The organism is Idiomarina loihiensis L2TR (genome assembly GCF_000008465.1).
GTDB lineage: Bacteria > Pseudomonadota > Gammaproteobacteria > Enterobacterales > Alteromonadaceae > Idiomarina > Idiomarina loihiensis.
The window spans coordinates 1,761,471-1,773,146 of the sequence record NC_006512.1 but is presented as its reverse complement, the minus strand read 5'-3'; the positions used below and the strand labels follow the sequence as shown (position 1 = coordinate 1,773,146).

The window sequence follows — 11,676 nt, the reverse complement described above, 5'->3', positions numbered from 1 at the left end:
TATTAGATGAAAAAGGAATTCCGTATGAGTTCAGCATTTGATGATTTTGAATTAAAAGGCCACAAGCTTGAAAACCGTTTTGTTGTGGCTCCCATGACACGAACCAGTGCCGACAAGAAGGGCAAGCCAACGGAGTTAATGGGCGAGTATTACGAGCGTTTCGCGAAAGGTGGTTGGAGTATGATCATCAGCGAAGGCGTATACACAGACCGGCAGGCAAGCCAGGGGTATGAAAATCAGCCGGGCATTACCGACGCACCACAAACCGACGCCTGGAAAGAAATTGTCGAACGAGTACACAAGCATGACTGCAAGTTTATTATGCAGTTGATGCATGCTGGCGCTCAGTTCCAGCATAATGAATACACAGACACACCCATTGCGCCCAGCGAAGTAAAGCCTAAAGGTGAACCGCTGGACTTGTATGGCAAAACCGACGGCTGGCCCGAAGTGAAAGCCATGGATGAAACGGATTTTGATGCCGTTATGAACGGTTTTGTTGGTGCCGTAAACCGGGCTAAAGAGGCCGGTTTTGACGGGGTTGAGTTGCACGCAGCTAATGGGTACTTACTGAATGAGTTTTTAAGTGACTACTTTAACCAGCGTCCTGACCAGTGGGGCGGAGACATGGCAAAACGCATGCATTTTCTGGAATTAGTGGTTAAGGCCGCGAAATCCGCCGCAGGCGATGACTTCATTGTCGGTGTGCGTTTAAGCCAAATTACCGTAACGGACTCTGATTATCAGTGGCCGGAAGGCGAAGACGCCATGATAAAAGTGGTCAAGGCCATGGAAAAAGCCGGTGTGGATTACATTCACACAACAGATACGGACGTAATGCGTAAGCCATTTAAAGGTGGCAGTAATAAGTCATTGGGCGATATTGTGCAGGAGTTTTCGGACATTCCGTTAATTGTAAACGGTGGTATTAGCGAGAAAAACTATGAGCACGTCGCGGGGCATTATCCTAATGCTTTGCTTGCTATGGCGAAAACGTCATTAGCGAATCCGGACTTTCCTATTCGCATTAAGTCTTCCGAGCCAATACGCCAGTTAGATTTTGCCATGCTGCAACCAACCGCTACACTTGAGAATGAATGGAAGTGGCGCGATGAAAACGACGCACACATTGAACTGGATTAAAGCGAATTTTAAGTAGCGGACAGGAGGTTTCGACTATGAAAAAAGTAGCAGTTATTTTATCCGGCTCTGGTGTTTTTGACGGAGCCGAAGTGAACGAAGCTGTATTAACCCTATTGCACATAGCAAAGCAGGGTGCCAGCTACGAATGCTTTGCACCAGACATTGAACAAATGCACACTATTAACCATCTTAAGGGTGAAGAAAGCGGTGACAAGCGCAATGTTCTGGAAGAAGCTGCACGTATCACTCGCGGTGAGGTTAAACCCTTAACCGACTTAGATTCGTCTGAGTTTGACGCGTTAATATTGCCGGGCGGTTTTGGTGTTGCCAAGAACTTCTGCGATTTTGCCGTTAAAGGTGCTGATATGACGGTAAACGACCAGGTGTTGAAAGTTGGTAAAGCCTTTGTTGAGGCGAAGAAACCAGCAGGCTACATGTGTATTTCCCCTGTCTTGTTGCCACACATTTACGGAAAGGGTGTGAAAGTGACTATTGGTAACGACGGCGAAGTTGCCAGTGCTATTAATAAAATGGGCGGCGAGCACGTGAACTGCGGTGTTCGAGATATTGTTGTTGATGACAAGCACCAGTTAGTGACCACACCGGCCTATATGCTGGCTGAAAACCTGCCTGATGCCGAAGAGGGTATTAGTAAGCTGGTTGAAAAAGTCTTGTATATGGCGGCCTAATACCTGACTTAACGTCCAATAAATAACCGCTTGAGTGCGGAACTTATAGCACTTAAGCGGTGTCTGAGTTATAGTACACAAGTTACGTAAGTAATAGCTTTGGGGCTGATCTGGATTCGACGGGATACACGAAACCCAAGGTGCATGCCGAGGTGAGGCAGGCCTCGTAAAAAGCCTCAACCTAATAGTTGCAAACGACGACAACTACGCTCTAGCGGCTTAATAACCCGCTAAGCCCATCCCCCGGCGCTTTGTCTGCGAGACCGGACCAGGATGGCTCAAACTAATGTAGACTCGCGTGGAGGCTTTGTCCGGAGCTGAAGCGTTAAAACCAATCGGACTCGTCAGTTGTGAAGCCTGTCAGTCGGCGTCACACTGATTAACTAAAAGACTGACTAAGCATGTAGGACCGAGGATGTAGGTATTGCGGACGCGGGTTCAACTCCCGCCAGCTCCACCACATTATTAAATCAGGGCGCTCCAGTAGCGCCCTTTTTTATGCCTAAAGCCCCTTTCATAGAGCCTCTTAAGCTATTTTAGATTCTCAAGTAATCTCACGATATTCCAGGGAAGCCTAACGTTTTTGTATTCCAGGTTGTATTCCTGAGCGATGGGTATACAATCCAGGAATACAACGATTGGAGATTTTGATATGCCACGGCCTGTGACTCCGCTTAACGACAGTCAAATAAAAAAAGCTAAGCCAAAGGAAAAAGACTGTGTTTTTTCTGATGGTGGGGGGCTTCAGTTGCGCATTAGAGCTTCCAGTGGTTCAAAGTTATGGAATTTTAATTACCTGCATCCAGTTACAAAGAAACGTATGAATATGGGGTTGGGGATGTACCCTGAGGTTAGCCTAAAAAAGGCCAGAAGCTTAGCGGAAGAGGCTCGGGCAAAAGTTGCTGAAGGCATAGACCCTAAGCTTTCTAGAGATGAAAGTATTCGGACTCAGCGAACTGAGCAAGAGTCGACTTTACGTAAAGTTGCTGAAGATTGGTTTGAAACTAAGAAAACCAAAGTCACGGATGATTATGCGGATGACATTTGGCGATCACTAGAGCTTCATGTATTCCCAGACTTAGGCAAAAAGCCGATAAATGAAATTACTGCGCCGATGTTTATCCAGGTACTTAAACCGATAGAAAAGTCGGGGCGCTTGGAAACTGTGAAGCGTGTTATTCAACGTGTTAATGAAATCATGGTCTTCGCCACGAATACTGGTGTTATCCAGGCTAATCCCCTAGCTGGAGTGAAAGCAGCTTTTCAGTCGCCCAAAAAGCAGCATTTACCAACAATAGGAAAGGATGAACTACCGGTATTCTTGGATAAACTCCAAAACACTAGCGTCAGTAAGGTTACTAGGCATTTAATTAAATGGCAGTTACTTACGATGGTTCGGCCATCTGAAGCTGCTGGCGCTAGGTGGGAAGAAATTGAAAGGTTAGATAACGGTGAGGTTAATTGGATTATACCGGCTGAACGAATGAAAAAGCGACGTCAGCACATTGTTCCTCTACCGACGCAAGCCATAAAAGTGCTGGATAAAATGAAAGAGATTAGCGGTAACAGAGAGCATATTTTCATTTCAATGAAGAACCCTAACACGCATGTAAACAGTCAAACTGCGAATATGGCGATACGACGCATGGATTATAAAGATAAGCTCGTTAGCCACGGTTTAAGAGCTTTGGCGAGTACTATTCTAAATGAAGAAGGGAAGGATCCTGATCTGATTGAATCTGCGTTGGCGCATACTGATCCTAACCAGATACGCAGTGCTTACAATAGATCTCAGTATTTGGAACGCCGTCGGGAATTGATGCAGTGGTGGGGGGACTATCTTGATAATGCCGTCCGCGCGGGCATATGAGACGGTATGGGATAAACGAGGGGCTCCTGAGAAGGCGTAGTAGCTCCACCGTGCTTTAATTAGCTTTTACAGCCTTTTTTGTCACAATTTATTTTTTCGTGTGAGTTCACCCAGTGACTTGAGTTTTCTTTAGTGTTGAATCCGCAACCAGTTCTCCCGCCTTTACTTCCTTGATGCACAACTCCGGTTGGTGTGTGTTTTACTGCCATAATTAACCTTCCTATTTTAAGCTTAGTGTTTAACTCTAATGTGAATTTTGTATATAGGTGATATTTTTTGAATGTGCAAACTAAACTCTGGATGAGAGAGGTTAGTGACAATGAAAATTAATTTTTTAGGCTCTATACCGCTTCTTCAACTCTTTCATTGCCGATTCTTGGCAGTCATCAATCTTTTTGCGTAACTTTTCACACGTATCGTTAGCAGTTGAATACTGAAAGCCTTCAATAATTTCTATAGTGCAGAAAAACTTAAGAATCGCCTGTACTTCGTACACTGATTCAATAGTCGTTTTGGTGATTATATACTGGATATGAACCGGCAAGCACTGCTAGGATGATCGTTTCAAAACCATCGTAACGGTACAGTGCGAGATGGCCACTCTGGCCAAAATCAATGAGCCACTCTCTAAATTCGACGGGCATATCATTCAGAGGGCGGCCATTTTCGGGTTGATGAGCCAAAACAAGGACGTCCTGGTGGATGTTTTTAACGGCCTCGCGGGCAGCTATCAGAGCCTTGTTTCGCAAAGGTACCTTAGAAATCCAGCACTTATGAAAGGAGGTTAGCGCCTCAACCATAGCCGAACGAATATGCTAATTTAGATCCTCCGGCACAAAGTAAGCAAGGTTTTGGTAAAGCCATGAAGGTAAAAGTGCGTGTGCTAAAGCGTCGTTATACAATGTGTCATGTACTTTGCTGCTTCTGACAAAACTGTTTTTATGGAAATCATAGTAACCAGCCATACTTCCGCTTGGCGTTAAAATGATCACAGCGTCGTTAGTCATCCACGCATAGTTATTACCAAATTGCATCATCGCACGATTGGCAAACGGTACATTTTCTGCAGATAGATCCTGCCCTATTGACGGAGTCCAGGAAGAAACACCCGCAAGCGATATAACAGTCGGTAACAAATCAATTTGACTGACTATTGAATCTATTTTCCTGGGTTTAATAGACCCTCCCAAAATAAGCCCGGGTATATGGAATTTATTAATGGGCACTAATTCGTTGCCGTAGACACGCGTATCATGGTCTGCAACAATTAGAAAAATCGTGTCCTCCCAATATTCACTTCTTTTTGCCTTTTTAATGAATTCACCCAGAGCGAAATCTGCGTATTTAACCGCATTTTCAACCGTATTCTTTGACTTCGAATAGAGCTCAATTGCATTGTCCGGAAACTCAAACGGCTCATGATTGGACGATGTAAAAACTAAACTAAAAAAAGGTTGCCCGATTTTTTCCAGTTCCTTAAATCGCTGATGCGCCGTATTAAATAAATCGCCGTCACTAGCCCCCCAACTGCCCACAAATTGTGGGTTAACAATGTCACCTTGCCCCAGTATTGATTGAAATCCGTTGCCGGTAAAAAAGCTCCCCATATTGTCGAAGTGGGTTTCACCACCGTAAATAAACTCGGTAAAATAGCCTTTACGCGACAACAAATCCGCCGCGGTATAAAAGTTTTGCTGCGATAAAGAGAGTTTTACGGTGCTTCTTGCAGGCGTTGGTAAAAAGCTTGAGATGACCGCCTCAATACCGCGAACCGAGCGAGTTCCTGTCGCGTACAACTGCTTAAACCACCAACCTTCCTGTCGTAACTGTTCAAGATTTGGTGTCACACCAACCCCACCTAAATCTTTAACAAAAGTAGCCCCCAGACTCTCCTCCAAAATAACAACAATATTTTTGGGTTTGTTGTAATTACGGGAGGCGGGATTAAAATGCACTGTTGGGTATTTTTCAGACGGAAAAGTTTTCTCAACTAAGTGAGGTTGTTTTTTCACGGTATTAAGTATCTGATCGATGGGAACCTTACCATACACACTGGCAGCGCTTGCCTCATGACGCATATTATAAATTGCATATTCGACAGAGTAAGCTGAACTAATAACTAAACTATTCACAAGCGCATCAGACGTCACTGCAAAAAAGGCTGGGTTAGCCGGCCGGTGCGCCAGAGTTGAGCGGACACCAGCAAAGACAAGGATCACTAACAACGGCCAGACAACCAGAGAACTGACAACCTTCTTGTTATCGATGGGGGGTGATGTATTCAAGCGCTTCGCTAATTTAGTTAACCCATATAAACAGCCAATCACAACCACGCCGCTTACAAATAACCAGGGTTTAAAACCAGCCCAGAGCATACTAAACACTTCTTTGGGATATTCTAAATATTCAATGAACAAGCGGTTAGGTCGCAAATCGTATTGCATAACAAAAGCTGGCGTTGATATCTCCATAAACGCAATATAGGTAATAGCGATAATCAACCAGATGCTCTGAAGTTTTTGCCATAGCCCCAAACCCCATCGGTTTAGAAATAACGGCGCAAATAACAATAATGGCAGTGTCAGATATCCCATTTGAACAACGTCAGCCCTCAATCCCATCACCATCAGATAGCCAATATTCGCCGCCTCCGTTACACGATCAAACTGCCAGATAAACAGCAGCAGACGGCTGACACTCAAAATGATTAAGCCAAGCGCAAATCCTACAATCAGCGTCTGATAGTGCGCTAAAGACCGCGTCGCTTTTTTTAGCAAAACATTCCACATTAAGAATCCAATCCATTTGTAGCTTTAGTGATGCGATGGATAGTAAAGGGGGAACCTTAAGCTGAACTTAATATTGGTCGTTTAGGATGTATTTTTTTATCGTGACAGGACTCATCATGAAACCAGGCAAAACAGGAGTAATCCGAATACTTCATGCAACGCGGTATTCCATAAAGGGGCTAAAAGCTGCATGGCTTTTTGAAGCCGCATTTCGGCAAGAAGTGTTACTGTTCATTTTATTAGCGCCTATTTTAGTGCTGGCACCGTTGGCGTTAGCAGAGCGGTTGTTAATGTTTTTGTCTCTGTCCGGCTTACTCATTACTGAGTTGCTTAATTCCGCTGTAGAAGCTGTAGTCGACCGTATCGGCGCAGACTTTCATGAGCTTAGCGCGCGAGCGAAAGATATCGCGTCGGCCGCTGTATTTCTTGCGATCATTCAGTTCATCATCGTTTGGGCAGCACTCTTATGCCAGCTTTGAAGATGACAACAACCAGCCAACGTTGGCTGATTACTCTGGTCATTTTTATTGCGGTGTTAACAACGGCAGAATTATTTGATCTCAAATTTCTATTTGCCAATGCACTCTATCGGCTAGAAGGGGGGCAGTGGTCACTTAAACACCACTTCATTACTGAAACCATTTTTCATGAAGGTGCTCGGAACCTCAATCTCATCGCTGTCATTTCGCTACTGGCCTTAACCTTATTCCAGTTTTTTCCGGGAAAAAATAACGCTCAGCGGCGTCGCTATATGCTGCTGCTCTTATCTATTTTACTGTCTTTTGGCTTGGTTAATTACCTTAAAGCGACTCTGGGGATGGACTGTCCCTGGGATCTGCGTGTATACGGCGGCACCAAACCTTACTTCAGTTTGTGGTCGTTGAATGACAGCCCCTTTAGCTCAGGACGATGCTTTCCGTCGGGGCATTCGAGTATCGGTTTTGCCTGGATCGGGCTTTATTTTTTCTGGCGTAAAAATCAGCCCGTCCTTGCTAATACATCGGCTGTTTTCTCACTTTTTGTTGGCTTCACTCTCGGCTTTGCACAACAACTGCGTGGCGCCCACTTCTTCGTCGACGATATCACTACAGCGTTTATTTGCTGGAGCATCGCGTTACTCATTTTTCATATAGGTGAGCATCATGAAACGACTGACACTTAATTTTTCAATACTGTTAATGGTTGTTGCAACTTGGTTAACCTTTGCCTACTCAGCGCCTTTATTAAACACTTTGGAGGCTTATGGTGTCCAGTCATTCACACAGTTTAAGTTAATGGCATTCACACTCTGTTTTTATGCTTTTGTGCTGGCCTTAAGCCGGTTTATTAATGCGTTCAAGCCACTGGCGATTATTTTAATTATTGTGGCTGCGCCGGCCTCATTTTATATGCTGCAATACGGCATTGTTATTGACTCCGACATGCTCATCAATACCATGGAGACCGACCCAGCAGAGGCCGGAGACCAATTTTCTACCAGTTTTTTTATCACGTTAATGGCACTGGGTATCATCCCTTCGTTATTGCTGATGTACATAAAAATCCCCAAAGCAAGAACACTTACACAGATCAAACAAAGTCTTGTTACAGCAGTCTGCTTCTGTTTTTTAGCGGTCGGTATTGTTTATACAAGTTATGACGACTTTGCCTCCTTATTTCGTAACCATCGGGATGTAAAATATCGGATCGTCCCATTCAATGTCATCTCGGCGAGTGTTTCAGTCATAAGACAAAAACTAGAAAGGCCGGCTCAGTTTACCTCTTTGGGGCAGGACGCGGTGCAAACTAAAACTTCGGCAAAGCCAAAAGTAATGGTTGTCATATTGGGCGAAACAGCGCGTGCAGATCACTTTTCACTGAATGGTTATGAGCGTCCGACAACACCCATGCTTTCCCAGTTAGCAACTTCAGAACCAATCTTGAGCTACAAAGCTGCCATGTCATGCGGCACAGCTACGGCTGTTTCTGTTCCCTGCATGTTCAGTTTTTTAACGGCAGACACTTATTCCAATGCCGCCAGAAATTCCAGTAACGTATTAGATGTGTTAGAAAATGCCGGTATCAGAGCAAGCTGGATTGAAAACAACTTCGGGTGCAAGGACGTCTGTAACCGTATTCATACCATTGTAATGGATGAAGATCGGTGCGGAGAAACGGGCTGCTACGACTTTGAGATGCTTGATGACTTGAGCTCCTGGTTACGAAACATCACTCAGGATTCGATTATTGTGCTTCACCAAATGGGTAGTCATGGGCCAGCATATTACAAACGCTCGCCAGAGAAACTCAAACATTTTTTACCAGAGTGTAAAAGCGAGGAATTAACAAACTGCGCAAAAGAAGAAATTATTAATGCGTACGACAACAGTTTATTGATAACTGATCGGCTCGTGAGTCAGGCCATTAGGTTATTGAGGAGCCACAAAGAGCTGGAGAGCAGTATGATGTATGTATCCGACCACGGTGAGTCCCTGGGTGATAACGGTATCTACCTGCATGGTTTACCAAATTGGTTAGCGCCCGAGGAGCAACGACATATCCCTTGGATAATTTGGCCTTCAGAGACATTTGAAATGACGGGGAATAATACAGACGCCAATATTAATCACGATAATTTCTCGCATACTGTATTAGGTTACTTTAATGTAGAAACGTCACTTTATAATCCAAGCCTTGATTTAACCCGTTTAACGAGAGATATGTAAATGCGTCTACTACTCCTTGAAGATGACAAAACCTTGGCAGAAGGTATCATTAAGGGCCTGAATCGTATGGGTTATATGGTCGAACTCGCTATGAATCTGTCGCAAGCGGAAAGTGCCCTTAAAACTGACCAATTCGAACTGGCAATTTTTGATCTTGGCCTGCCTGATGGCAATGCCGTATCCTTGATCAAAAAACTGAGAAAGGCAGGACAACCCGTTCCTATTGTCGTACTCACCGCTTGGGATGATGTTGATACGAAGGTGCTGGCACTGAATGAGGGCGCCAATGATTACGTAGTAAAGCCGTTTGAGCTACGTGAGTTAGAAGCCCGTGTTCGGGTTCAGGTGCGAAAAGCAAACCTCCAACTTAATGATGTTATAAATTGCGGCGATCTGAGCGTTGATATTGCATCACAACAATGTCGCTTTCAGCGCAAACTCATTAATTTAACCCGGTTAGAATGGATATTACTCAAACAACTCGCGTTGCATGTCGGAAAGATAGTGAGTAAAGAGCAGTTAGAAACTGCATGTTATGGCTGGGATAGCGATAACGAAAGCAATTCGTTAGAGGTCCATATTCACCATTTACGAAAAAAACTGAACCCTAGCCTGATAACTACCATCCGAGGTTTAGGCTATCTGTTAAAAGATGAGTCATCATGAAATTCTGGTCGCTTCGCCGCTCATTGGTTATTGGCATTAACTTAGCTGTAATTGCTGTATTAGTGTTCACAGCCTGGGCTAGCTATCGGGATATTCTGCACGAGTTAGATGAAGTTTTTGATGCGCAACTCGCACAAACCGCAAAGTCGCTGGCAGCATTTTATACACACTCTTCGGAAACTCAGTCTGTACCTAAAAGGATCCCAATATCAAACTACAATGATACCGGTGAAGATGAGTCCGCTAATGAGAGAGGCCCTAGCGGCCATAAGTACGAATCTAAAATCGGCTATCACATATACAACTCTGAAGGTAAATTGCTGGCCTTAACTAATCAGTTGAAGATACTGCCGCTGAAAAATTTAGACGCTGGCTACCATACGTTAGAAAATGATGCGCAGACATGGTTTATCTTTAGTTATTTTTCGAAATCTAAGGGCATTTGGGTGCGTACCTTTCAACGGGAGGATGTACGCAGTGAGCTCAGTGGTTACTTGGCTACAGAACAGCTGTACCCGCTAGTATTGATGTGGGTACCGATAAGCTTAATAATACTCTTTATTGTTTATCTTGTACTGAAACCGGTTAATCGATTCGCCATTCATTTAAGAGCCAGAGCGTTAAACAACCTGTCACCAATTGAGTCAGAACTGCCCAAAGAGTTGATCCCGATAAAGCAGGCAATTAATAAATTATTACATCAAATTAAGATGTTTTCAGAGAGGGAAAAGCGTTTTATTGCTGATGCGTCACATGAGTTACGAACACCGTTAAGCGCAATTCAAGTACATGCGGAAAATATTATTCACGCTGAATCGCTGGAGGATTCCAAACAGTCCGGTAAAGCCATTTTTAGTACCGTAGAGCGCATGTCGCATTTAGTTAATCAACTCTTGCGCTTAAATCGACTGGATAGTTTGGATAAGTCTACTGATTTCTCCGAGATTGAACTCAAAACGCTTGTTTCTGCAGCCATCAACGCTCTCCCCACAAACACGGTCGAGAATTATCAATGGCAAATCGACGCTCCCACAATCAAGATAGCCTGCAATGAAACTTTGATAATAAGCGCGTTGACCAATCTTCTATCCAACGCCATGAAATTTTCACCCGCAGATTCCAAGATACAAATAAATGCAGTTGAAACATCAGAAAGCATTACTATCAAAATAATGGATCAAGGCACCGGAGTACCCACAGAAATGCTTCAGCGAATGGGAGAGCGGTTTTATCGGTTTCAAGGGCATAGTGGAATCGACGGCTCTGGTCTTGGTTTATCCATTACCTCGAAGATAATACAATTGCACGATGGAAAAATATCATTCAACAATATTCATCCAACCGGATTTGCAGTACAAATAGAGCTTCCAAAAAGCACAGTTTTGGAAGCTAAGTTAAATTCATAAGTTAGGCGATAAGAAATAGTTGCCGTCAGGTTGAGTTGTTCGGATCCTGATGATTTAAACTTTACTTCAAGAATAATGTTTAAGTTACCAAGTCGTTAGCTCTAATTTGGCGATTTCTGTACAAATCTCGGCTTACCATCCCTCTCAAATCCACTAAATTTAGCAGTGTCTCTACCAGGTCATTATCAATTCCGTATTGGCGGTGTGCTTCTTTAATAAATAGATCATCAATGTGCATAATACCGTCGTCAATGGTACAAATTTAGGTGCCCGAGCCTTACTGACGGTACTTGCTCGCGAACAGTCTGAAAATTCTCAATGTTTCACGATGTATTGCATGCAATGAACCCGTATCTTTTGTTTTATAAATGTACTACTGCTCTTGGTAGGAGCCAGCAGCTCGTAGTT

10 protein-coding genes and 1 other RNA gene are annotated in these 11,676 nt (G+C 43.9%); 9 read left to right on the top strand and 2 right to left on the bottom strand.

The genetic code is table 11. The features are described 5' to 3' along the window. Positions 1-24 precede the first annotated feature (24 nt). The 4 genes from IL_RS08465 (at position 25) to IL_RS08455 (ending at position 3,702) form a co-directional block, all read left to right on the top strand. A complete protein-coding gene (locus IL_RS08465) occupies positions 25-1,143 on the top strand; it encodes an NADH:flavin oxidoreductase (RefSeq protein ID WP_011234893.1) in 1,119 nt (372 codons plus the stop codon). Between the two features lie 35 nt (positions 1,144-1,178). Beyond that, positions 1,179-1,832, top strand: coding sequence for an isoprenoid biosynthesis glyoxalase ElbB (gene elbB / locus IL_RS08460; RefSeq protein ID WP_011234892.1), 654 nt, complete (start codon positions 1,179-1,181; stop codon positions 1,830-1,832). Between the two features lie 101 nt (positions 1,833-1,933). After that, positions 1,934-2,292, top strand: a transfer-messenger RNA (tmRNA) gene (gene ssrA, locus IL_RS13645). Positions 2,293-2,484: 192 nt separating this feature from the next. Then, positions 2,485-3,702: an integrase domain-containing protein gene (locus IL_RS08455; RefSeq protein WP_011234891.1), complete on the top strand. Its 1,218-nt coding sequence runs from the start codon at positions 2,485-2,487 to the stop codon at positions 3,700-3,702. A gap of 500 nt (positions 3,703-4,202) precedes the next feature. Here IL_RS08455 and IL_RS08450 read toward each other — a convergent pair whose 3' ends face one another. Together IL_RS08450 and IL_RS08445 are read right to left on the bottom strand one after the other, a co-directional pair. Further along, positions 4,203-4,502, bottom strand: coding sequence for a type II toxin-antitoxin system RelE/ParE family toxin (locus IL_RS08450; protein WP_011234890.1), 300 nt, complete (start codon positions 4,500-4,502; stop codon positions 4,203-4,205). A 15-nt stretch (positions 4,503-4,517) separates the two neighbouring features. After that, the gene (locus IL_RS08445) at positions 4,518-6,491 is read right to left on the bottom strand and encodes an LTA synthase family protein (RefSeq protein WP_011234889.1); all 1,974 of its coding nucleotides are present in this window, start codon (positions 6,489-6,491) and stop codon (positions 4,518-4,520) included. A gap of 116 nt (positions 6,492-6,607) precedes the next feature. Between IL_RS08445 and IL_RS08440 the strand changes: the two genes are divergently transcribed. From IL_RS08440 to IL_RS08420, 5 genes are read left to right on the top strand one after another with little or no spacing between them, the layout of a single operon-like run. Next, a complete protein-coding gene (locus IL_RS08440) occupies positions 6,608-6,970 on the top strand; it encodes a diacylglycerol kinase (protein ID WP_011234888.1) in 363 nt (120 codons plus the stop codon). Next, a complete protein-coding gene (locus IL_RS08435) occupies positions 6,958-7,653 on the top strand; it encodes a phosphatase PAP2 family protein (protein WP_011234887.1) in 696 nt (231 codons plus the stop codon). Before IL_RS08440 ends, IL_RS08435 begins: the two co-directional genes overlap by 13 nt. After that, positions 7,634-9,196 (top strand): phosphoethanolamine transferase, encoded by a 1,563-nt coding sequence (locus tag IL_RS08430; RefSeq protein ID WP_011234886.1) that lies wholly within the window; start codon positions 7,634-7,636, stop codon positions 9,194-9,196. Before IL_RS08435 ends, IL_RS08430 begins: the two co-directional genes overlap by 20 nt. Then, on the top strand, positions 9,197-9,862 hold the full coding sequence (locus IL_RS08425) for a response regulator (protein WP_011234885.1): 666 nt from the start codon (positions 9,197-9,199) through the stop codon (positions 9,860-9,862). It begins immediately after the preceding gene. Continuing rightward, entirely contained in the window at positions 9,859-11,268 is a 1,410-nt protein-coding gene (locus IL_RS08420; RefSeq protein WP_011234884.1) for an ATP-binding protein, read from the top strand. The genes IL_RS08425 and IL_RS08420 overlap by 4 nt, the downstream gene beginning before the upstream one ends. Positions 11,269-11,676 lie beyond the last annotated feature (408 nt).

Excerpts from the sequence above, each read along its gene's own strand:
- IL_RS08465 (WP_011234893.1), top strand. The coding sequence starts at position 25 with ATGAGTTCAGCATTTGATGATTTTGAATTAAAAGGCCACAAGCTTGAA.
- IL_RS08425 (WP_011234885.1), top strand. The coding sequence starts at position 9,197 with ATGCGTCTACTACTCCTTGAAGATGACAAAACCTTGGCAGAAGGTATC.
- IL_RS08430 (WP_011234886.1), top strand. The coding sequence starts at position 7,634 with ATGAAACGACTGACACTTAATTTTTCAATACTGTTAATGGTTGTTGCA.
- IL_RS08450 (WP_011234890.1), bottom strand. The coding sequence starts at position 4,502 with ATGGTTGAGGCGCTAACCTCCTTTCATAAGTGCTGGATTTCTAAGGTA.
- IL_RS08435 (WP_011234887.1), top strand. The coding sequence starts at position 6,958 with ATGCCAGCTTTGAAGATGACAACAACCAGCCAACGTTGGCTGATTACT.
- IL_RS08455 (WP_011234891.1), top strand. The coding sequence starts at position 2,485 with ATGCCACGGCCTGTGACTCCGCTTAACGACAGTCAAATAAAAAAAGCT.
- IL_RS08445 (WP_011234889.1), bottom strand. The coding sequence starts at position 6,491 with ATGTGGAATGTTTTGCTAAAAAAAGCGACGCGGTCTTTAGCGCACTAT.
- IL_RS08420 (WP_011234884.1), top strand. The coding sequence starts at position 9,859 with ATGAAATTCTGGTCGCTTCGCCGCTCATTGGTTATTGGCATTAACTTA.
- elbB (WP_011234892.1), top strand. The coding sequence starts at position 1,179 with ATGAAAAAAGTAGCAGTTATTTTATCCGGCTCTGGTGTTTTTGACGGA.
- IL_RS08440 (WP_011234888.1), top strand. The coding sequence starts at position 6,608 with ATGAAACCAGGCAAAACAGGAGTAATCCGAATACTTCATGCAACGCGG.